This is a genomic window from Neorhizobium sp. SOG26 (genome assembly GCF_003491345.1).
In the GTDB taxonomy this organism is placed as follows: Bacteria; Pseudomonadota; Alphaproteobacteria; order Rhizobiales; family Rhizobiaceae; genus Neorhizobium; species Neorhizobium turbinariae.
In genome coordinates this window covers 1,770,699-1,792,688 of record NZ_CP025512.1, presented here as the reverse complement: position 1 = coordinate 1,792,688, position 21,990 = coordinate 1,770,699, and the positions used below count along the sequence as shown (strand labels likewise).

General features: G+C 63.2%; 21 protein-coding genes. 2 read left to right on the top strand and 19 right to left on the bottom strand.

The genetic code is table 11. The features are described from left to right. Positions 1-5: 5 nt before the first annotated feature. The 9 genes from CYG48_RS08865 to murA all read right to left on the bottom strand — a co-directional run bounded on the left by CYG48_RS08865 (position 6) and on the right by murA (position 10,508). Positions 6-1,121 (bottom strand): anhydro-N-acetylmuramic acid kinase, encoded by a 1,116-nt coding sequence (locus CYG48_RS08865; protein ID WP_118850051.1) that lies wholly within the window; start codon positions 1,119-1,121, stop codon positions 6-8. An 11-nt stretch (positions 1,122-1,132) separates the two neighbouring features. Further along, complete coding sequence (locus tag CYG48_RS08860) at positions 1,133-2,164, bottom strand: serine hydrolase domain-containing protein (protein ID WP_118850050.1); 1,032 nt, start codon at positions 2,162-2,164, stop codon at positions 1,133-1,135. A 3-nt stretch (positions 2,165-2,167) separates the two neighbouring features. Then, the gene (locus tag CYG48_RS08855; protein WP_118850049.1) at positions 2,168-3,904 is read right to left on the bottom strand and encodes an ABC transporter ATP-binding protein; all 1,737 of its coding nucleotides are present in this window, start codon (positions 3,902-3,904) and stop codon (positions 2,168-2,170) included. After that, positions 3,901-4,734, bottom strand: a complete 834-nt coding sequence (locus CYG48_RS08850; RefSeq protein WP_118850048.1) for an ABC transporter permease — start codon at positions 4,732-4,734, stop codon at positions 3,901-3,903. The genes CYG48_RS08855 and CYG48_RS08850 overlap by 4 nt, the downstream gene beginning before the upstream one ends. Beyond that, positions 4,734-5,696, bottom strand: coding sequence for an ABC transporter permease (locus CYG48_RS08845; protein ID WP_118850047.1), 963 nt, complete (start codon positions 5,694-5,696; stop codon positions 4,734-4,736). Before CYG48_RS08845 ends, CYG48_RS08850 begins: the two co-directional genes overlap by 1 nt. Positions 5,697-5,733: 37 nt before the next feature. After that, on the bottom strand, positions 5,734-7,254 hold the full coding sequence (locus CYG48_RS08840; RefSeq protein WP_118850046.1) for an ABC transporter substrate-binding protein: 1,521 nt from the start codon (positions 7,252-7,254) through the stop codon (positions 5,734-5,736). Positions 7,255-7,302: 48 nt separating this feature from the next. After that, entirely contained in the window at positions 7,303-8,226 is a 924-nt protein-coding gene (gene murQ / locus CYG48_RS08835) for an N-acetylmuramic acid 6-phosphate etherase (RefSeq protein ID WP_118850045.1), read from the bottom strand. 111 nt (positions 8,227-8,337) lie between these two features. Beyond that, positions 8,338-9,255 (bottom strand): N-acetylglucosamine kinase, encoded by a 918-nt coding sequence (locus tag CYG48_RS08830; protein WP_118850044.1) that lies wholly within the window; start codon positions 9,253-9,255, stop codon positions 8,338-8,340. Continuing rightward, positions 9,252-10,508, bottom strand: coding sequence for a UDP-N-acetylglucosamine 1-carboxyvinyltransferase (murA, locus tag CYG48_RS08825; protein ID WP_118850043.1), 1,257 nt, complete (start codon positions 10,506-10,508; stop codon positions 9,252-9,254). Before murA ends, CYG48_RS08830 begins: the two co-directional genes overlap by 4 nt. 195 nt (positions 10,509-10,703) lie before the next feature. Between murA and CYG48_RS08820 the strand changes: the two genes are divergently transcribed. After that, positions 10,704-11,555: a MurR/RpiR family transcriptional regulator gene (locus CYG48_RS08820; RefSeq protein WP_118850042.1), complete on the top strand. Its 852-nt coding sequence runs from the start codon at positions 10,704-10,706 to the stop codon at positions 11,553-11,555. A gap of 9 nt (positions 11,556-11,564) precedes the next feature. Here CYG48_RS08820 and CYG48_RS08815 read toward each other — a convergent pair whose 3' ends face one another. The 3 genes from CYG48_RS08815 to CYG48_RS08805 all read right to left on the bottom strand — a co-directional run bounded on the left by CYG48_RS08815 (position 11,565) and on the right by CYG48_RS08805 (position 13,867). Next, positions 11,565-12,215, bottom strand: coding sequence for a class I SAM-dependent methyltransferase (locus CYG48_RS08815; RefSeq protein WP_118850041.1), 651 nt, complete (start codon positions 12,213-12,215; stop codon positions 11,565-11,567). 74 nt (positions 12,216-12,289) lie between these two features. Continuing rightward, a complete protein-coding gene (locus CYG48_RS08810; protein WP_118851566.1) occupies positions 12,290-12,916 on the bottom strand; it encodes a 2-dehydro-3-deoxy-6-phosphogalactonate aldolase in 627 nt (208 codons plus the stop codon). An 18-nt stretch (positions 12,917-12,934) separates the two neighbouring features. Continuing rightward, positions 12,935-13,867, bottom strand: a complete 933-nt coding sequence (locus tag CYG48_RS08805) for a 2-dehydro-3-deoxygalactonokinase (RefSeq protein ID WP_118850040.1) — start codon at positions 13,865-13,867, stop codon at positions 12,935-12,937. Positions 13,868-14,025: 158 nt separating this feature from the next. Between CYG48_RS08805 and msrA the strand changes: the two genes are divergently transcribed. Next, positions 14,026-14,550, top strand: a complete 525-nt coding sequence (gene msrA / locus CYG48_RS08800) for a peptide-methionine (S)-S-oxide reductase MsrA (RefSeq protein ID WP_118850039.1) — start codon at positions 14,026-14,028, stop codon at positions 14,548-14,550. Positions 14,551-14,619: 69 nt separating this feature from the next. On the opposite strand, the gene CYG48_RS08795 is transcribed toward msrA, so the two are convergent. From CYG48_RS08795 to kdgD, 7 genes are all read right to left on the bottom strand, one after another. Beyond that, a complete protein-coding gene (locus CYG48_RS08795; RefSeq protein WP_118850038.1) occupies positions 14,620-16,053 on the bottom strand; it encodes an aldehyde dehydrogenase family protein in 1,434 nt (477 codons plus the stop codon). Between the two features lie 72 nt (positions 16,054-16,125). Further along, on the bottom strand, positions 16,126-17,406 hold the full coding sequence (locus CYG48_RS08790) for a TRAP transporter large permease (RefSeq protein WP_118850037.1): 1,281 nt from the start codon (positions 17,404-17,406) through the stop codon (positions 16,126-16,128). Continuing rightward, on the bottom strand, positions 17,406-17,927 hold the full coding sequence (locus tag CYG48_RS08785; protein ID WP_118850036.1) for a TRAP transporter small permease: 522 nt from the start codon (positions 17,925-17,927) through the stop codon (positions 17,406-17,408). Before CYG48_RS08785 ends, CYG48_RS08790 begins: the two co-directional genes overlap by 1 nt. An 88-nt stretch (positions 17,928-18,015) precedes the next feature. After that, positions 18,016-18,987 (bottom strand): TRAP transporter substrate-binding protein, encoded by a 972-nt coding sequence (locus tag CYG48_RS08780; RefSeq protein ID WP_445304298.1) that lies wholly within the window; start codon positions 18,985-18,987, stop codon positions 18,016-18,018. Positions 18,988-19,042: 55 nt separating this feature from the next. Beyond that, positions 19,043-19,924: an amidohydrolase family protein gene (locus CYG48_RS08775; RefSeq protein WP_118850035.1), complete on the bottom strand. Its 882-nt coding sequence runs from the start codon at positions 19,922-19,924 to the stop codon at positions 19,043-19,045. Beyond that, entirely contained in the window at positions 19,924-21,060 is a 1,137-nt protein-coding gene (locus CYG48_RS08770; protein ID WP_118850034.1) for a mandelate racemase/muconate lactonizing enzyme family protein, read from the bottom strand. The genes CYG48_RS08775 and CYG48_RS08770 overlap by 1 nt, the downstream gene beginning before the upstream one ends. Before the next feature lie 6 nt (positions 21,061-21,066). Continuing rightward, positions 21,067-21,972: a 5-dehydro-4-deoxyglucarate dehydratase gene (kdgD, locus tag CYG48_RS08765; RefSeq protein ID WP_118851564.1), complete on the bottom strand. Its 906-nt coding sequence runs from the start codon at positions 21,970-21,972 to the stop codon at positions 21,067-21,069. Positions 21,973-21,990: the final 18 nt, after the last annotated feature.

Genomic DNA, 21,990 nt, shown 5'->3' with positions numbered 1-21,990 from the left:
GCGACTTAGCCTGCGAGTCGCCCACCTTGCAAGGGCTTTGGTGCACCGGTTGTGGTGGGAAAGCTGATCGGCAGGCCGCGCAGCACGCGCACCGCCAGATAAGCGAAACATTCCGCCTCCACCGCATCGCCGCGCCAGCCGAATTCGTCAGCGGACACGGCGGTGACGCCGGCACGGCTTTCCAGCATCGACATGATCGTCGGGTTATGCCGGCCGCCGCCGGAGACGATCAGCCGCTTCGGGCGGCGCGGCAGGAGATCGAGCCCCTTGCCGACAGCCGCAGCGGTGAAGGCGGAAAGGGTGGCGGCTCCCGTTGCATCATCCAGCCCGTCCGCCATCGCGGCGGTGAAGTCGAAGCGGTCGAGCGATTTCGGATAAGGCGCGGTGAGGTAAGGATGTTCGAGAAGCTTTGCCAGACGCTCCTCATCGACCTTGCCGGAGGCGCCAAGCACGCCGCCGCGGTCCATGTCGCCAAGCCCACGGGCTTTCACGAAATCATTGAGCGGCGCATTGGCCGGCCCGGTGTCGAAGCCGATGATCAGGTCCTTGCCGTCCCACCAGCTGACATTGGCGACGCCACCAAGGTTCAAAACCGCGCTGTCGCCCGTCGTATCGAGGCTGCGCAAGAGTGCAGCATGATAAGTGGGGGCAAGCGGCGCGCCCTGTCCACCAGCACGAACGTCAGCCGAGCGGAAATCATAGGCGACCTTGCAGCCGAGGATGGAAGCCATCAATTCGCCATTGCCAAGCTGGCGGGTGGCGCCGATGCGCTCTTTCGTCGGGGCGCGGTGCAGCACGCTCTGGCCATGGAAACCGACAATGCCGATATCGCCCATGGAAAGCCCGGCGCTCGCCACCAACTCCTTCACCGCCTGGGATTGTGCGCGTGTGAGTGCTTCCTCGGCTTGCGCAAAAATGGCGGGATCCGGGCCTTCGAAGTTCCAAGCGCGGGCCTGGCTCAGCGTTTCTTCCAGCAGCGAGCGGATTTCCGGCGGATAGGGGTGGAGCGTGTAGGCGCCGAAGGTCTCGACCGTTTCACCATCCGTCTTCAGCAGCGCAACGTCGATATTGCCGTCAAGCACGGTTCCGGTCATCAGGCCGACGGCCCAGATTGGCTGCATGGTCGAAGTCCTCAAGGCTGGTTGAACAGGTCGCAGACGGTCTGCCGAAGCGTAAGAATGCCGCTGTCGAAATGGCGGGTTGGATGGACGCGGTTGGTAAGCAGCGTCACCGCGCGACCGCGTTCGAAGTCGATCAGCAGGCTCGTGCCGGTAAAGCCGGTATGGCCAATCGTGTCACCGCTGCAGAGGCTTCCGCCCCACCATCCGTCGAAGGGATGTTCCCAGCCGTGCGTGCGCTTGTTGGAGAGCGGCGTCCGCATCAGCCGGATCGCCTGCTCGGAAGCTCCGGTGCCGTCGAGCAGGCCTTGGGCGAAGTCCAGCACCGAGGCCACGGTCCCGAACAGGCCGGCATGGCCGGAGCCCTGCAATGCATAACAGTTCTCGTCATGCACGTCGCCGCAGATCACCCGGTGGCGGAAGGCACAGTCCTCGGTCGCGACGGTAACCTGTGGGTCGGAGGACCAGGCAAAACCCGCGCCCGGATCGAGCTCCCGCACCGTTCGAACCTTGGCCAGACGTTCCAGTACGAAGCCGAGCAGGATGAAATTGATGTCGGAATAGACGGGCGGACCAGCACGCCACTCCCGCTGCAGGATGAAGGCGCGCAACAGGTCCGGGTCGCGGTCATAGGTGTAGATCGGTTCGACACCGGGAAAGGGCGTCTGGTGGCCAAGGCACTGGCGGAATGTGATCTTCCGCTCCCAGGCGTCGGCATGATACTGCCGGAAATCCGGCAGGAGCGTTGCCACCGGTGCGTCGAGGTCGACCACGCCGTCATCAACGAGCTTCAGGATGCGCGTCGTGGTGAAGATGACCTTTGTCAGCGAGGCAAGGTCGAACCAGGTGTCGAGCGTCATCGGTCGCTGGTCAGGCATGATTTGCGCCGAGCCAAGCGCCCGCGTCATGCGCCCGTGCTTCAGGTCGATAATACCCAGTACGCCCCCGGGTATGCGTTTTGCTTCGACAGCCTGTTCAAGAGGCGCAAACGCGCGTTCAAAGACTGCCGCCAAACCCGCATCCGCTGTGCCAAGATGTTCAGCCATGGCTCAAGCCTCTGCCCTTGCACGGTGATCGGCACCATAGTCCCGCCACCGGGCCTCCGGTGGTTCATAAGCCGGCGGACGAACAAGCGACGCCACCTGGCGCGTGTCGATCTCGAAGCGCTGGTTGCGGCGGTCGATGCTCGGCACCGCGGAGATCAGCCGCTTGGTATAGGAATGCTGCGGGTTGGACAGCACGGATGCCGCTTCACCGATCTCCACAATTTCGCCCGCATAGACCACGGCAATGCGGTGGGCAATCCGCTCGACCACGGCCATGTCATGGCTGACGAAAAGGTAGGCGAGGCCAAATTCCTTCTGCAGGTCGACGAGCAGTTCCAGCACCTTCGCCTGAACGGAAACATCGAGCGCAGAAACGGCCTCGTCCAGCACCACGATCGACGGGTTGAGCATCAGCGCGCGGGCGATGCAGAGCCGCTGCCGCTGGCCACCGGAAAACTGGTGCGGGTAACGCTCCAGGCTGTCTTCCGGCAGTCCGACGCGCTGCAGCAGCGCCTTCATCTTCTCGCGCGTCTCGTTCGTCACCTTTCCTCCGGCGGCGATCACCGGCTCGGCCAGGATGCTGTCGATGCGCAGCCGCGGATTAAGCGAGGCGTAGGGGTTCTGGAACACCATCTGCGTCGCCGGATCGGTGGCGTCCGAAATGCTGCCCTTGTGGGTCACAAAACGCCCGCGGGTGGGCTTCACCAGCCCCAGGATGGCGCGCGCGGTGGTGGATTTGCCCGAGCCACTTTCGCCGACGATTGCCAGGGTTTCGCCGGGCATCAGGTCGAAACCCACATTCTCCACCGCATGAACCGCGCCTTGAGCCCGGCTGAACAGGCCGTTCTTCACCTTGAACCGAACCGTCAGGCCATCGACGCTCAGGGCGGGCGCTTCGCCCTGCTTGCGCTTGAAGTCGGTGCGGGCGGCGCGGCCGGATTCAAAATGCGGCACGGCGCTCAAAAGATGTTTTGTATAGGAATGCTGCGGCCGGTCTAGAACCGCGTCGAGTGCGCCTTGCTCCACCGCCTGGCCCGCCTGCATCACCATCACCCTGTCGGCAATGCCGGCGACCAGACCGATATCGTGGGTGATGAAGATCATCCCCATGCCGGTCTCGCGTTTCAGTTCGGCAAGCAGGGCCATGATCTGCGCCTGCACCGTCACGTCGAGTGCCGTCGTGGGTTCGTCGGCGATCAGCAGGCGCGGATTGCAGGCAAGCGCTGTCGCGATCATCACGCGCTGGAGCATGCCGCCAGACAGCTGGTTCGGCGCATATCTAAGCCGCCGCGCCGCATCGGGAATGCGCACGCGGTCAAGCGCATCCTTGGCGGCGGCGGTTGCCTGCCTGCCGGTCAGGCCGCGGTGCAGACGAAAACTCTCCTCGATCTGCGTGCCGATCGACAGCACGGGATTGAGGGAGGTCATCGGCTCCTGGAAGATCATGCCGATCTCCGCGCCGCGGATCTTTTCCAGCACCGGTTCGGAGGCTTGGGTAACGTCCAAGACACTGCCATCAGCGCGGGTCAGGTGGATCGAGCCGCCGATGATGCGGCCACCGCCGAAATCGACGAGGCGGTTGATCGACAGCGCGGTGACCGATTTGCCGGAGCCGCTTTCGCCGACAATCGCGAGCGTTTCGCCAGCCTCGAGATCGAAGCTGACGCCTTTGACGATCTCGTTCTTCGCGGGATCTTGGCCAAATCCGACGCGCAGGTCTTTGACGGACAGAAGCGTCATGCGGTGCGGCTCCTCGTCTTGGGGTCCAGGATATCGCGCAGCGCGTCACCAAGCAGGTTGAAGCCCAAAATGCTGATCATGATGGCAATCGCCGGGAAGATCAGCAGCCAGGGCGCCTTTTCCATCAGGTTGCGGCTGTCGGCCAGCATCAGGCCTAGCGAGGAGGCCGGCGGCTGGGTGCCGAGCCCGAGGAAGGAAAGGCCGGCTTCGGTCAGCAACGACCAGGCAAGCGCCAGCGTCACCTGGACGGTGAGGGGTGCTACGAGGTTGAGCAGCAGATGGCGGGTCAGGATATAGGTCTTGCTCGACCCGAAGGTGCGTGCCGCATCCACGAACTCGCGCGACTTGATCGATAGCGCCGGGCCGCGCACCACGCGTGTGAAGATCGGCGTGTAGACGATGGCAATCGCTGCGACGCTCGTCCAGGTACCGGGGCCTGCAATCGCGATGATGAGGAGCGCAAGCAGGATTGCGGGAAACGCGAGCAGCACATCCATCACGCGCATCACAAGGCCGTCCCACAGCTTGCCGAACCATGCGGCGGTCAGGCCGAGCACGGTGCCTGCGACGCTTGCGATGGCAACTGCGGAGATGCCGACAAGGAAGGACTGTCCGACGCCCTTCATCAGGCGGCTTGCGACATCACGCCCGAAGAGGTCGGTACCCATCCAATAGACGGCACTCGGCGCCTTCAGCCGATCGATGCGGTATTGCTGCAGCGGGTCGTGCGGCGTCAGGTCAAACAGGCCGAGCAGGGCGATCACCACGTAGAGAAGGACGATCGCGCCGCCGATCCGGCCGCTGGGGTGGGAAAAAATCGCACGAAGCATCAGCCGCCCTCGCCAAGACGGATGCGCGGATCGAGCGCCACATAAAGAAGATCAACGAGCAGATTGACCACCAGGAAGTTGAAGGCAATGAACAGGACGCAGCCCTGGACGAGCGCGTAGTCGCGCTGGAGGATGGCTTCGAGAACGAGGCGTCCGAGGCCGGGCAGGGCGTAGATCTGCTCGACAAGCACCGCTCCGCCGAGAAGGTAGCCGAACTCGACGCCCGAAAGCGTCACGACCGGGATCAGCGCATTGGGAAGCGCATGGCGCCAGATTACCCGCCGCTTCGGAACGCCCTTGGAGCGAGCCGTGCGGACATAGTCGTCGGAGAGGACATCCAGCATGGCAGAGCGGGAGATGCGGGTGACGGAGGCGGCAAAGGCGAAACCGAGCGTCACCGCCGGCAGGATCATCTGGCTGAGGTTGCGCAGCGGATCCACTGAGAACGGCGTGAACTCGCCCATGGTCGGCAGGATGCCGAAGCCCGCCGACAGCGCGTAGATGAGAAGCAGGCCCACCACGAAGTTCGGCGTCGACTGTCCGATCATTGCGAAGATGCGCACGCCAAGGTCGGACGGGCGCTCTTTGCGTGTGGCTGCAAACACACCGGCAGGCAAGCCCACGGCAAGCGCCACGACCATCGCCATGATGGCGAGCTGGAGGGTCAGTGGAAAGCGCTCCAGGATGATGGAGAGCACCGGCTTGCCGTGCGTCACCGAAATACCGAGGTCGCTCTGGAAAACGCCTAGCAGCCACTTCCAGTACTGGATGAGGATCGGCTGGTCGATGCCGAAATATTCAGAGAGCGCCGCCCGTTGCGCGGGCGTCAGCAGGCCGGCTTCCGTCCCGAGCATCGCGGTGATGGCGTCGCCCGGGATCATGCGGATCGCAAAGAAGACGAGGATGGAGACCCCGAGCATGACGAGCGGAAAGGTCAAGAGCCGTCGCGTCAGGTAGTTCATGAGATCTCCAAGCCCCGTATTGTTGGCAGGACGCTCCTTACTGGAGCGTCACCTTGGTGAGGCCGAAGAGCGAACCTTCAGGCGTCGTTTCGAAGCCGGACACGTTCTTCTGCTGCGCGGTGTAGCTGAAGGAGGTGTAGAGCCAGACCCACGGCGCCATTTCGGCGATGTGCTTCTCGAATTCGGCGAAGATTTCCTTGCGCTTGGCCGGATCGGTTTCTTCGCGGCCCTTCTGCATCAGGCTGTCGAGCGTGTCATCGATGTAGTTCGCGACCTTCTGGAGGTTGCCGTTCTTCGTCCAGTAGCGGTTGTACATGGAGTAGGGGTCGGCGCGGCCACCGTTCAGCGCCACCGCCATGTCGAAGTCACCCTTCAGCCAGGCGTCGACGTAAACGTTGAGCTCCATCATCTTGATGTCGAGCTTGACGCCGATTTCGGCGAGCTGCGACTGGATGACCTGGGCTTCGGCGGCAGCGGTTGCCGGTTCGCCATTGGCGGCAATGACAGTGGCGGTGAAGCCATCGGCAAAGCCGGCGTCGGCCATCAGCTTCTTCGCCTTGTCGATGTCCTTCTTGTAGCAGAACAGGCTGCTCGGATCGCTGGTGTAGCCCGGCATCGTCAACGGGCCGGTCACCTTGCCTTCGCCGACGGAGGCCGTGTCCAGCACGTCCTGGCGATCAACTGCGCAGGAGATCGCCTGGCGGACAGCGAGGTTGTCCATCGGCTTGCGCGAGGCGTTCAGCTGCAGGACATGGTAGGCGAGCACCGGGGTGCGGTTCAGCACCAGGTTCGGCTCGTCCGGAACAAGCGTTGCGACCAGCGGGTCGTTGATGAGGGCGAAATCGACCTGCTTTGTGCGCAGGGCCGCGAGGATTGCCGTTTCATCCGGCAGGACGCTGATGTCGATGCCATCGATCGCGACCTTGCCGCCGGCCCAGTCCTTGTTGGCGGACAGCGTTTCCTTGGAGTTCGGCACCCAGTTGTCCAGCTTGAACGGACCGGAGCCAAGCGCCTTCGTGCCGATCGTGCCGGCAGCAATCTCGGCGGCCGGAACGATCGCGGCATTGATGCTCGCCATCGCCGTCAGCAGCGGAACGTCCGGCTGCGACAGCTTGAAGACAACCGTCTTGTCGTCCGGCGTCTCGATCGTTTCGATCGACAGGAAGTTGGCGCGGGCGGCCGCGGCGGTCTTTTCGTCAAGCAGGCGCTCGAAGGATGCCTTCACGTCTGCTGCGGTGACCGGCTTGCCGTCCTGGAACTTGGCGTTCGGGTCGAGCTTGAAGGTCAACTGCTTTGCGTCGGCTGCGAACTCCCAGGAGGTCGCGAGCGCCGGGACGATCTGCAGGTCCTTGTCGAAACGCACCAGCGGTTCGTAGATCAGTTCAAGAAGACGGATGGATGAGAAAGCCGTCTGCTTGTGCGGATCAAGCCCTGTTGCGTCCTGCTTCCAGGCCATCTTCAGCGTTGCTGCCGATGCCGGCGCGGCGATGGCCGCTGCACCAAGCGCTACACCGAGCGCAAGGCCTGTAAGGGCTTTGGTCGTGAAATGTTGTCCCATGTTCTTCTCCCAGTGTTTGTGTTGTTTCACCGCGCTTCCGGCGCGGCTTTATCCTGTCTTGTCATTGATTGCAGCGCGAAGGAAGCCGCCAGCGTTAGCAAGTGCGGTGCGCGCCGTTTCGACATCCATCCCCGTGAGCACGATCAGGATCGCAAGCTTCACGTTGTTCCCTGTCTGGTCGAGGACGCGCCTGGCCTCCTCCAGATCGCAGCCGGTCGCCTGCATGACGATGCGCGCGGCGCGCGCCACCAGCTTCTGGTTGCTGGCGTTCAGGTCGACCATCAGGTTCTGGTAGCTTTTGCCGATCCGGATCATGCTCGCCGTGGTCAGCATGTTCAAGACCAGCTTCTGTGCGGTGCCGGACTTCAGGCGCGTTGAGCCGGTCAGGATCTCCGGCCCGACCACCGGCGAGATGGCGATATCGGCGATCGCGGCGATGACAGAATCCGGATTGCAGGACAGGGCGACGGTCTTGGCGCCAAGTGACTTCGCGTAGGTCAGTGCGCCGATGACATAAGGCGTGCGGCCGCTGACGGCGATGCCGACCACAACATCGTCTACCGTCACATTGACCGACTGCAGGTCCAGCTTGCCTTGCTCGAGATCGTCTTCGGCGCCCTCGACGGCATGGCGCAGCGCATGGTCGCCACCGGCAATCAGGCCGATCACCATGTCTTCCGGTACGCTGAAGGTGGGCGGGCATTCGGACGCATCGAGGACGCCGAGCCGGCCGCTCGTGCCGGCGCCGATATAGATCAGCCGCGCGCCCTTGTTGAACGCCTTGACCGTTTCATCGACGGCTTCGGCGATTTGCGGAATGACACGCTGTACGGCGGTGGCGACCGTCTGGTCCTCGCCGTTGATGCGCTGCAGGACGTCGATCGTCGGCAGAAGGTCGATATCCATCGAGCTTGGATTGCGATTCTCGGAGACCAGGTTTTCCAGTTCGGAAATCAGCCTTGCATCGCTCATGGGTCCACCTTCAATGCGTCACGTGGACAACGACCAGCCAGCACTGCTCCCTCCACCTGAAGGCAAGGATTAGGTTCATCCATTCCTTCTGTCAACGAAGAAAGGAATAGATTATTCCGCGTCAACAGGCGGTGGCGCACGGCTTGCGTCTTCGCCTGCGGACCGGCGGGCGAGGATAATGGCGCCGGATACGGCATCGCCGTCGGCTGGCTTCAGGCGGCGTCGCACATCCGGCGAAAGCCAGGCCTGCAGCGGGCTCGCCAAGCCGCCAAGAAGCGTCACGCGCGGTGCGCCCTGGTCGAACAGCGTGCGCACCAGCGTATCGATATGCTCGGCAGCCGACTGGACGATGCGGCGGCCCGCGGCATCGCCCTGGTCCGCGTGGCGCATCACCATCGGGGCAAGGGTAGCGTAGTCCGTCGCGGAAGAGCGATCCATCCAGGCGACAGCCTCCATCGGGTCGCCGTGGAAGCGCTGCATCACCTCTGACAACAGTGCGGTCTTTTCGATCCGCCCGTCATTGGCGCGTAGCGCCATCTGGATCGCTTTCAGGCCCAGATCGGCGCCGCTTCCTTCATCCGAAATTGGAAATCCGTACCCACCGATGCGAAGGTCACGGCCTTCGACAAATCCAAGGCCGATCGAGCCGGTGCCGGCAATGACGATCGCGCCATCGCGGCCGGAATGTGCGCCAAGGCACGCGCCCATCCCGTCGCTGACGAAGTCGACGCTGGCAAACGGTGTCGGGATGGCGGAAAGCGCCTCCAGCGCGCCGATCCGGCCGATGCCGGCAAGCCCGATCCCAACATGGACGCGACCAAGATCGTCCTCTGATAGTTCGGCCTCCTCGATCGCTGCATTGAAGGCGCGGGCGATGGACGCCCAGGCTTCCTCGATGCCGAGGCGTGTGGTGGCAGGGCCGGAGAGGCCCTGGCCGAGAAGGTTTCCGGCTTCATCTTCGATGCGCGCTCGGCAACCGGTGCCCCCGCCGTCGACGCCGAGAAAATAGCGCTGGCTGCCCTTGCTCATGCGCTCAGCCGCTCGATGTCTGCGCCGCAGAGCTTCAGCTTGCGGTCGAGCTGCTCATAACCGCGGTCGAGATGGTAGAGGCGGTTGACGATCGTCTCGCCCTCCGACACCAGCCCAGCCAGCACGAGCGACACCGAGGCCCGGAGGTCGGTTGCCATGACCTGCGCGCCCTTGAGCTTTGCCCCGCCGCGAACCAAGGCCGTCGTACCTTGGAGCGAGACGTTCACACCAAGCCGCATCAGTTCCGGCACATGCATGAACCGGCTTTCGAAGACGGTTTCGCGGATCAGCGACGCGCCTTCGGCGCAGGCAGCAAGCGCCATGAATTGCGCCTGCAGATCCGTCGGGAAGCCGGGATAGGGCTCGGTGGTTAGGTCCGCGCCCTTGAGTGGTCCGTCGCGGGAAACAACGAGACCGCGGTCGCTCGGCCAGACGCTGACGCCCATCGCTTCCAGCGCCTGCACGACAGACGCCATGTTCTCAAGCCGCGCATTGGTGAGCTCCAGCATGCCGCCGGTGATGGCCGCCGCCACCGCATAAGTGCCGGCTTCGATGCGGTCGGGGATGCCGTGATGTTTTGCCGGCTGCCAGGTGGTGGAGCCTTCCACCAGGATGCGGTGCGTGCCGGCGCCCTCGATCCTGGCGCCCATGGCGGTCAGACAGGCGGCGAGATCCGCGACTTCGGGTTCGCGGGCGGCGTTCAGGATTTCGGTCTCGCCCTTGGCCGTGGTCGCGGCCATCATCGCGGTTTCCGTCGCGCCAACGGAGGGGGAGGGCAGGACGACACGCGCACCCGTCAAACCACCATTGGTCGAGGCGACGATCAGGCCATTCTCGATGTCGATCTCCGCGCCGAGCGCAGCAAGCGCCTTGATATGCATGTCGACTGGACGTGCGCCGATGGCGCAGCCGCCGGGAAGCGACACGCGTGCTTCTCCAAAGCGCGCCAGCAGTGGCGCAAGCACAAGCACGGTCGCGCGCATCCGGCGCACGGTGTCGTACGAGGTTTCCTTGGAAAGGATCGCCCTGGCATCGATCGTCGTGGAGTGCGCGGCGCGGGAGACTTCGGCCCCATGCAGCGCCACAACATTCAGCATGTTCTCGACGTCGCTCACCTGGGGCAGGTTGGTCAGCTCGAGCGGGTAGGGGCTCAGGAGCGCCGCCGCGATCTGGGGCAGGGCCGCGTTCTTGGCCCCCGAAATAGTGACGGCGCCTTGAAGCCGCTGGCCGCCGACAATTCGAAGTCTGTCCATGAAGAAATCCGTCCAAGAAGAGCGCGCCGTCGCTGTTCTGACGAACCCTAAACCGAATGGTGCGGCTGTCAATCACGCGGAATATTTTATTCCAAGGCGCGGTCTCCGGTATAATATCCCATGACCTCACGCCGGCTGGGTGATAGGGTGCAGGTCATTTAAGTCGATCGAACAGCGCCAGTTGCGGATGAACGCATGTCAGTCCTGAAGAAGATCAACGCACAGCTTGAGATCATGGCCCCGGCTGATCGCGAGATCGGCCAGTTTATCCTCGACAACCCGGATCAGATGCTGCGGCTCTCGTCGGGCGGGCTCGCCGCGGAGACTGGGCGCAGCCAGTCCAGCGTCGTGAAGTTCAGCCAGAAGCTCGGTTTTGCCGGTTATCAGGAGCTGAAGCTCGCCGTCAGCGAAGCCAAGGCGCAGGAGCGCCACACGGCGCCGGGCATGATCCACGGCAGCATCGAGGTGGGTGACAGCTACCTGACGATCTTGCAGAAGCTGATCGGCAGCAAGATGCTTGCCATGCAGCAGACGCTCTCCGTCAACAGCGAGCAGGACATCGGCCGGGCGCTCGCGGCGCTCGATGAAGCGCGCCGGATCCACATGGCCGGCGTCGGCGCTTCGTCGCTCGTGGCCCGCGACTTTTCCTACAAGCTGATGAAACTCGGCCGTAACGTCCTGCATGACAGCGACAGCCACGTGCAGATGGCCAATGTCTCGACGCTGCGCAGCGGCGACGTGTTGTTTGCGCTGTCCTATTCCGGCAGCAGCATCGAGACCTTGCGGATCGCCGAATTGGCGCGCGATCGTGGCGCGACCGTGATTGCGGTGAGCGGCCTGAGCGGTGGCCCGCTGGCGCAGGTGGCGGACATCCGGCTTCATACGGTGGCCGATGAAGAACGCGTTCGGTCCTCCGCGATCACCGCCCGTGATGCACAGTTGATGCTGACAGACCTGCTGTTCATCCTGCTTGTGCAGCGGCAAAGCGATGCGAACGAATATGTTCAGAAAAGCGAGCAGGCAGTCTCGGTGCTCAAGACAAGGTAGCTAGCCGCCTCAGGCCGACAGCCGGTGCTTGAGCCGCATCACCTTGAAGAATCCGTTCGGAAACACCGGGCGGATCTCGGCCACCTCGAAATCACCACGACGGGCGGCCCAATCGGCAATTCGCGAAATACGGAAGGCGGAGCTCCAGCCGACGCGGTGCGCAAGCGGCGCCACGACTTCCTCGATCGCACCCTGCAGGCCGCGGCCATGCCCGAGCTTGCTGGCGATGATGATCTCGCTGCCGGGCTTGAGAACGCGGGCACATTCGTCGAGCGCCCGTTCCGGATCCGGGATCAGCGTGATGACGAAGGGCAGGCATACGGCGTTGAACGAACGGTCGGCGAAGTCGAGGTGGTGCGCGTTCATCACATGCAGCGCCTTGACGTGACCGAGCCCCTGTCGCTCCACCTTTTCGCGCGCCTTGGCGATCATGTGTTCGGAGAGATCGACGCCGGTCACGCGGCAGCGGGCGGGATAGTGCGGCAGGATGAGGCCCGTTCCGACGCCCACCTCCAGGATATCGTCACCAGCGTCCGCGGCGAGCTTGGCAACCGTGCGATGCGCATCACCAAGGAAACCCCGGTAGACGCGATCATAGATCGGCGCCCACTTCTGGTAGACCTTCTGCTGATGTTCGATGCTGTGGTTGATCTTTGCCATGACTGCCCCTTGTGATGGTGCTGCGGCAACCCACGGACGCCGGATTTGGTTCCCGTTCGCCGCGATAGCTGCGATTAACCCCGCGCCGCCTTCATTGCCTCGATGAACCGGATGGCCTGCGCCTTTATGGATGCGACGTCGGCGCCCGGCTTGTAGAGCGACGAACCGATGCCGAATCCGGCCGCGCCCGCCTTCACGAAGTCTGCCATGTTGTCCGGCGTCACGCCACCGACGGCGAGAACCGGAATGTCCTTCGGCAGGACCGCCTTCCACGCCTTGATCACGTGTGGCGGGATCGCCTCGGCGGGGAATGCCTTAATGCCGGTTGCACCGGCCTCGATGGCCGCAAAGGCCTCCGTCGGTGTTGCGACCCCCGGCAGGCTCACCATGTCCGCCTGTCGCGAGGCCTTGATGACTGCCGGATTGGCGTTCGGCGAAATGATCACCTTGGCGCCGGTCGCCGCAACATCGGCAACCTGCGCTGGCGAGAGGACGGTACCGGCTCCAATCAGTGCCTGATCGCCGAACCGCTTCACCAGTGTCTCGATGCTCTTCAGCGGGTCGGGTGAGTTGAGCGGCACCTCGATGATGCGCCAGCCGGCTTCAATGAGAACCTCGCCCACCGCTTCCACCTCATCCGGGCGGATGCCGCGCAATATGGCGACGAGATTACAGGAGGCCAGGGCCTGTTCCAGGTTCATGTCGAACTCCTTGATCAACTATCGTGCGGCTTCGGCCGCGATCAGCATGATGCCGCGTTTTGCCGCGTCCGCCGGGCCGATGTCGACGCTCAGGCGGAAGAGTGGCGCGATGCGGCTGTAGCGGCTGTTCAGGATGTTGTTTCCGACAATGCCGATGGCATCACCGTCCTTGAACCAGCCCGCGGCCCGAGCCTGGCGGAACTCGGAGCCGATGACGAGCCCGGAAACATAATCCATGATGTCCTGCGGCTTCAGCTTGCCGTCGAGCACGCCGGTGCGGGCGCTGAAGATCGCCGACAGGAAGGCATCCGCGGCAGCCTCATTGCTGGCGGCAAACTCGGCGCCACGATCGAAGGCCGCCCAGTTCGGCTCCGAGCCAGGGGCAGGCTCCTCCGCCTTGGCGATGAATGAATGTTTCGTCAGCAGCGCAAAAACTTCGCCCGTCGCGTAGGTCTGGAAGCCATCAATGCGGCCATTCTTGATGCGCGCCCATTTGCTGTGCGTCCCGGGCAGAACGAGCGTCCGATCCTTCTCCAGGCCAAAGCCGACGATCTGGGTTTCCTCGCCGCGCATCACATCCGGGAACGGTTTGGCGGCCGGGTTGCGCATGCCCGGCAGGAAAGTGACGACCGCGCCGTTCGCGAGCGTCTGGGTTCGGGTGCCGCGCGCCAGTTCTCCCACGCCGCCGGGCGTATCGACATAAGGAACTTCAAGCCAGCCGTTGCGGCTGGTGATCATGCCGCTGGCGATGACGGGCAGGGGGCCATGAGCGGTGAACCACGCGCCCACCGCCTCCATCAGTGCTGCCTCGAACGCACCGTCCTTGACGAACTGGATGCCGCCGCTGCTCGTCTCCTTGGTGTCGATCGTCTCGCCGCTCCCGGAAACGAGCATGGCACGCAGCGAGCTTGTGCCCCAATCGAGAATGATCGAGGTCGGTTTCGGCGTCATAAGGAATCCTCCGCAGCGTCTGCGCCCCTCGATAACCTGTGCGGCGTTCCTCTGTCGAGGGGCGGACAACGCGGCGCCGTCGCCTCTAGGTATTCGACATTGAATATCAGCGCCCGGATCGCCATTTTAGGCGGGAAACCAATTCCAAGGAGGAAAGCATGACGACGTCTACCGAACGGGCCGTTCTGGCCGGCGGCTGCTTCTGGGGCATGCAAGACCTGATCCGACGCCTGCCTGGCGTCATCTCCACCCGCGTGGGCTATAGCGGCGGTGACGTGCCAAATGCGACCTATCGCAACCACGGAACGCATGCGGAAGCGATCGAGATCATCTTCGATCGCACCAAGACCAGCTACCGCGATATCCTGGAGTTCTTTTTCCAGATCCACGACCCGAGCACCAAGAACCGCCAGGGCAATGATATCGGCATGAGCTACCGCTCCGCGATCTACTACGAGAACGAGGAGCAAAAGCGCATCGCCGAAGAAACCATTGCCGATGTCGATGCGTCCGGCCTGTGGCCCGGCAAGGTGGTGACGGAAGTCGAGCCGGTTGGTGATTTCTGGGAGGCCGAGCCGGAGCACCAGGATTACCTGGTGCGTTACCCGAACGGCTATACCTGCCATTTCCCACGGCCGAACTGGAGGTTGCCCAAGCGCTCAAGTGTGGCAGCTGCCGAGTAATCAATCATCGAACGAAAAAGGCCCTGCCGCGGCAAACGGCAGGGCCTTTTTCATGCGTGTGATTTCCAATCAGGCCAGCGTGTAAGCCGTCTTTACGACCGTGAAGAACTCGGCGGCATACTTGCCCTGCTCGCGCGGACCGAACGACGAAGCCTTGCGGCCACCGAACGGCACGTGGAAGTCGACGCCGGCGGTCGGCAGGTTGACCATCACCATGCCCGCTTCCGAATTGCGCTTGAAGTGGGTGGCGTATTTCAGGCTCGTCGTGGCGATGCCGGCTGAAAGGCCGAACGGCGTGTCATTGGCAACAGCGAGCGCTTCCTCGTAATCCTTCACGCGGATGACCGATGCGACCGGTCCGAAGATTTCCTCGCGAGAGATCCGCATCTGGTTGGTGGCTTCGGTAAACAGCGTCGGTGCCAAGTAGAAGCCGGGCGTCTCGCGCTTCACGAGGTCGCCGCCGAAGGCGAGCTTTGCGCCTTCCTGCTTGCCGATCTCGATATAGTCCGTATCCGTCTTCAGCTGCTTTTCGTCCACCACCGGGCCGATATGGGTACCGGCCTTCATGGCGTTGTCGACGTTGAGGGTCTTCAGCTTCTCGGTCAGCGCTGCGACGAACTTGTCGTGGATGCCTTCCGTCACGATGATGCGCGAGGAGGCCGTGCAGCGCTGGCCGGTGGAGAAGAAGCCGGAATTGGCGGCCGCTTCGACGGCGACGTTGAGGTCGGCGTCATCCAGGACGACCATCGGGTTCTTGCCGCCCATTTCCAGCTGGAACTTGCGGTTATGCTCGATGGAAGCGAGCGCCACGCGCTTGCCCGTACCGGTGGAGCCGGTGAAGGTGATGCCGGCGAGATCCGGGCTGTCGAGCATGGCCTGGCCGACGACCGAGCCGCGGCCCATCACGAGGTTCAGCACGCCCTTCGGCAGACCGGCGCGGTGCATGATGTCAACGATCGCCCAGGCGCAACCGGGAACGAGGTCCGCGGGCTTGAAGACAACGGTGTTGCCGTAGGCAAGCGCTGGCGCGATCTTCCAGGCCGGGATGGCAATCGGGAAGTTCCACGGCGTGATGATGCCGATGACGCCGAGCGGCTCGCGGGTGATCTCGACGCCGATGTTAGGGCGGGCCGAGGGCACGACTTCGCCGGTAAGGCGCAGCGTTTCGCCTGCAAAGAAATCGAAAATCTGCGCGGCACGAATAACTTCGCCGGTGGCTTCGGAAAGGATCTTGCCTTCCTCACGCGCGAGAAGCGCGCCAAGCTCGTCCTTGCGGGTGAGGATTTCGTCGGAGGTCTTCTTCAGGATCGCGTGGCGCTCCAGAATCCCGGAGCGCGACCAGGCCGGGAAGGCGGCCTTGGCCGCGGCAATCGCCTGCTTGGCGTCTTCGGCGCTGCCCTGCGCATACATGCCCACGACATCATTCGTGTCCGAGGGGCTGATGTTCTTGGACGCGTCCGTGCCGACCCATTCGCCGGCAATGAGGTTCTGATAGATGGTCATGGGCCTCTCCCTTATGTGGAAGGTCCCGCCTTGGAGAGCGGGACCGGAGGAAAACTGTTAAGCGTCTGCTGGCTATTTGAAAAGGCTTGGCAGCCACAGAGATAGCGCGGGAATGTATGTCACGAGCAGCAGCACCGCGACGCTGGCGCCAAAGAACGGCCAGATCGTTCGCATCGCCTCACGGATCGAGATGCCGCCCACCGCGCAACTGACGAAAAGAACGGTGCCGACCGGCGGGGTATTCAACCCGATGCCGGCGTTGAGGATCATCACCACGCCGAAGTGGACCGGGTCGATGCCGAAGGCCTTGACGACCGGCAGCAGGATCGGCGTTGCGATGATGACCATCGGCGCCATGTCCATGAAGGTACCGAGCACCAGCAGGATGACGTTGATCATCAAGAGCACGATGATCGGGTTGTCCGAGATTGCGCTGATCGCCGTGATGATCAGGGTCTGGACCTGGAGGAAGGCCATGAGCCAGCCGAAGGAGGCGGCGGTGCCGATGACCAGGAGCACCATGGCAGTGGTGCGCACTGCACCCATCACGGCTTCGACGAAACCTTCCCAGTTCAGTTCGCGATAGACCAGCATCGCGACGAGGAAGGCGTAGAGCACGGCAATGCAGGAGCTTTCCGTCGCCGTAAACACGCCCGAACGAACGCCGCCGAAGATGATGGCGATGAGGAGGATGCCGGGCAGCGAGGCCAGGAAATAATAACCGACGCGCGCAATACCCGGGAAGGCATCGGCCGGATAACCTCGCTTCACCGCAACCCACCAGGCGGTGAGCATCAGGGCCCCGGCAAGCAGGATCCCGGGCAGGATGCCGGCGGTGAAGAGGTCGGCCACCGAAACATTGCCGCCCGCTGCGATCGAATAAAGGATCATGTTGTGCGATGGCGGGATCATCAGCGCGATGATTGCGGCATTGGCGGTCACGTTGACTGCATAGTCCCGGTCATATCCGCGCGCCGCCATCTGCGGGATCATCAGGCCACCGACAGCGGAGGCATCCGCAACAGCGGAGCCCGAAATGCCACCGAACAGGGTGGAGGCAACGACGTTGACCTGGCCGAGGCCACCACGCAGGTGTCCAACAAGGCCGGCCGCAAAGCGGATCAGCCGCGTTGCGATCCCGCCGCGCACCATCAGGTCGCCGGCGAAGATGAAGAACGGGATCGCCATCATCGCGAAGACGTTCATGCCGGAGTTCAGCTGCTGGAAGATGACGATCGGCGGCAGGCCAATGTAAAGCACGGTCGCGAAGGACGCGATGCCGAGGCAGAAGGCAATCGGCATGCCGATGATCATCAGCGCCGTGAATGAACCGAAAAGGATGGCATAAGCCATTATGCAGCCTCCTGCACGAGGACGTCGGCCGCCACGTCGACACCGATGATGATGTCGGCAAGGCGCTCCAGGGCGAAGACGGCGATCATCGTGCCGCCGAAGATCATCGGGAAGAAGTCGGTGCCGCCCGGCCAGCCGAGAACCGGAATGGTCGCGGACCAGGTGCCCTGGGCGAGCAGCGTTGAGTAATAGGTCATGGCGAGCCCGAAGAGCACGATCAGGACGAGGCTGGTGATGTCCATCGCCTTCTGAATGACTGGCGGCACCACGTGGCGGACGATGTCGAGCCCCAGATGCACGCTTTCGCGCACGCCGACGGCGGCGCCGAGCATGATGAACCAGGACATGAGGTAAAGCGACAGCGGCTCGGACCAACTGGGCGAGTCGTTCAGCACGTAACGGCCGAACACCTGCCAGCCGACGATGAGCGTCATCCCGATCATGCCGATCCCGGCAATATAAAGCATCAGGCGGCTGAGCCCGCCCAAGATCGGCCTGATGGCCAACATGAAGTTTCTCACGAACCTGTCCTCCACGATCCGGCGCGCGCGTGTCCTGCGCCGAAAATAAAACCGGCCCTCGCGGGGAGGGCCGGACATTGCCTGCGGATTACTTGACGGCCTGGATCTGCTCGAGCAGAGCCTTCTGCTTCGGATCGGTCACGAACTTGTCGTAGACAGGCTTCATCGCGGCCGAGAATTCTTCCTTGTCCACTTCGATGACCTTGGCGCCGCCGGCGCGAACCTTCTCTTCCGAGCTCTTTTCGCGAGCCGTCCAGAGTTCACGCATCTTCTTGACGGATTCCTTGGCGGCTTCACGCACGGCCTTCTGGTCCTCCGGCGTCAGCTTGTCCCAGGAGATCTTGGACATGACCAGAATTTCCGGGTTCAGCGAGTGCTGCGTGAGGGTGTAGTTCTTGGCCACTTCGTAGTGACGGGCAGACTCGTAGGACGGCCAGTTGTTTTCCGCGCCGTCGACCACGCCGGTCTCGAGCGAGGAGTAAACTTCGCCCATCGGCATCGGCGTCGGGTTGGCGCCAAAGGCCTGCATCATGGCGATCCACAGGTCGGACTGCTGGACGCGGATCTTCATGCCCTTGAGGTCGGCGAGCTTCTCGATCGGCTTCTTCGTGGTGTAGAAGGAGCGCGCGCCCGAGTCATAATAGGCAAGGCCGATCAGGCCGTGCGGTTCGAAGGCCTTGAGGATTTCCTCGCCGATCGGACCGTCGACGACCTTGTGCATGTGCTCGGTCGAGCGGAACAGGAAGGGCAGGCCGAGAACGGTCGTTTCCGGCACGAGGTTGTTGAACGGCGCGGCGTTGACGCGGTTCATGTCGATGACGCCGAAGCGGGTCTGTTCGATCGTGTCCTTTTCCTGGCCAAGAACAGCGTTGTTCATGACCTGGATCTTGATGCGGCCGTCGGTGCTCTTTTCGAGCAGCTCGCCCATGTATTTGACGGCATCGACGGTCGGATAGCCATCCGGGTGGATGTCGGCGGAGCGTAGTGTCACCTGGGCATGGGCGGCCGTCGCGCCAAGCGCGATGCCGAATGCCAGGCCGAGCATTTTGGTCAGTTTCATGATGTCCTCCTCTTGGATTAACGTCAGGGCCTCCACGCCCCGGTTGTCTGGAAATTCAGTCTCTGCCGTCTGCCCAGGCGGGCAGGCCGTAAAGCTCTTCGGGGTTTTTCACGAGCGCCAGATCGCGGCCCGCCTCGTCCGGGAACCATCCAAGCACCGTGTCCGTCAGAGCCACGTCGTCCGGATAGTCCTTCTGTTCGCGGGCAAGGTTGTGCGGCCAGTTTGTGCCCCAGACGATGCGTTCGGGGGCATAGCGGGCGATCTCGCGTGCGACGGCTGCCACGTCGGCATAATCGGGGCCGCCAGCTTTCGATGATTCATAAACGCCGGCAAATTTGAACCAGCACTTGCCGCCATCGATCAGGCGCTTCACGGCATCGACCTGCGGGCTGTCTGGCGTGACGCTTGCGAAGAACTTGCCGTGATGGTCGAAGACCCACCGCGACTTCATGGCCTTCAGCCGGGCTTCATGGTCCAGGATGTTGCTGCCGTCGAACTGAACCGCCACCATCCAGTTGCGGGAGGCAGCCTTGGCGTCGACCGCCTCAAGCTCGGACAGGTCCACCGCGCCACCGGGCAAGTCCATGATGCGGGCGCCGACATTGCCGGCCGCAGCAAGCCTTTCCAATTCCTCGTCCGAGGTGGCGGAGTCGATGACGCATACGCCGCGGGCAATCGGGCCGAATTCGGCAAGGCAGGCGTTGAGGTTGGAATTGTCGCGCTGTTGCGCATTGCCCTGCGTGACGATCACGCGGTCGATGCCGAGCCAGCGCATCAGTTCGCGATATTGAGCCGGGGTAGGCAGGTCGCCCGCGGGAAGGCCGGGGCCGCCGGGCAGGGAAGGATATCCCGGCAGGTAAGCATGCATCTGAGTGTCGACCGCGCCCTTGGGCAGCTTTGTCTTGGGAGGATTGCCGGAAAGGGGGCGGACGAGCATCAGATGTCTCCCATGCGATATTCGGAGAGCGCATCGCGGTTGATCTCGATCCCAAGGCCGGGGCCGTTCGGGATCTGAACCACGCCGCGCTCGTGTTCGATCGGCGTTTTGATCACCGCCTGACGGAACGGATTGTTGGTGCGGTCGAATTCCAGGATCGGCTCGATCGGATTGACCCGGACGGGGCTCGGGATCATCGCGGCCATGAACTGCAGCGCTGCGGCGATATGAACGGCGGTACCCCAGACATGCGGTACAACCCGAATGCCATGGAGCGCGGCAAGGTCGGCGACGCGCTTGGCTTCAGTGAAGCCGCCAACGCCGGCGAGGTCAGGCTGCAGGATGTCGACCGCACGGCTCTCGATCGGCTCGCGCATGCCCCAGCGGCTGTGCCAGGTTTCCCCACCGGCAACAGGGATAGGCTGTTTTGCGCGCACTTCCCGATAAGCAGCCAGTTGCTCCGGCACCACCGGCTCTTCGAACCAGTCGATGCCGTAGTCAGCGGCGGCATTGCCCAGCCGGATCGCTTCCACGACATCATATCCGTGGTTGGCGTCAATCATCAGACGCATGTCGCTACCGGCCGCATCGCGCACCCCGCGGATCACCCGCAGGTCCTCGTCAACGCCGAAGCCGATCTTGATCTTGGTGGCGTGGAAGCCCTCCGCACGGTAGCGCGCGACATCGGCTGCATTGTCTTCGACCCGGTCGACGCCATCGCGCTTGAAGCTGCCCGTCGCATAGGCCCGCACGCTCTCGCGGAACCGGCCACCGAGCAGGGTGGAGACGGGAACGCCGAAGTGCTTGCCCTTGATGTCCCAGAGCGCGACGTCGATGCCGGACAGGGCCGTTACGGCGAGCCCGCGCTGGCCCTGGTCGCGCAGTGCGTTGTAGAGCACTGCCCAGAGCTTTTCGTTTTCCAGCGGATCGGCACCGATCAGCCAGTTCGCATAGGTCGCGACGACTGCCGCATTCGGTCTTGCCGGCCCAAGGCACTCACCCCAGCCGGTCGTGCCGTCATCACATTCGATCTCGACGAGGACATGCGCCCGGCGATCGAAGCGCATCGAGGCGCTTTCGAAGGCGACGTCGAGCTTGTGCTCGAGAAGGTGGGTGCGAACGGCGACGATCTTCATCGGGTGTTACCGCTTGTGGCTGCCAATGAGCTTGGAAAGCATCTGCTCTTCTTCTGCCGTCAGGTCGTCCAGCGGCGGGCGAACCTTGCCGGCATCAAAGCCCTGCAGGCGAACGCCGGCCTTGATGGCGGCCACGGCATAACCCTTGCGGCGGTTGCGGATCGCCATGAACGGATAGAAGAAGTCGCGCAGGATTTCTTCGCAGCGGGTGCGGTTGCCGGCGCGCAGCGCCTTGTAGAACTCGACCGCAAGCCCCGGCACGAAGTTGAAGACGGCTGATGAGTAGGTGGTGAAGCCGGCGCCGAGATACGCTTCGGCGAAAAGCTCCGCCGTCGGCATGCCGCCGAGATACATCAGGCGATCGCCCATCGTCGCGGTGATCTGGCGCACGAGGCCGATATCGCCGGTGCCGTCCTTGAAACCGATGAGGTTCGGGCATTCGTCGCAAAGGCGCTTCAGGGTATCGACCTGCAGCACGGAGTTGTCGCGGTTATAAACCATGACCCCGATGCCGACCGACTGGCAGATGCGCTTGACGTGCTGGTAAAGGCCTTCCTGCGGCGCATCGATCAGGTAGTGGGGCAGAAGAAGGATGCCCTCGGCACCGGCCTTCTCGACATCCTTGGCAAGCTGGACGCCAACATGCGAGCCGAAACCGCAGCCAGAGACGATCGCGGTCTTGCCGGATGCTTCCTTGGCGGATTTGACGATGCCGGGAATTTCGTTGGGGGAGAGCGAGAAGAACTCGCCGGTGCCGCCCGCAGCAAACAGGACGGGCGCTTCGAAACCTGACAGCCATTCGATGTGGCGCTGGTAGCTTTCCGGCTGGAACTGACCTTCCGCATCAAAATGCGTCACGGGAAAGGACAGAAGGCCGGCACCGAGTGCCGCCTTGATCTCTTCTGGCGTCATCATATGAATTCCTCTGTA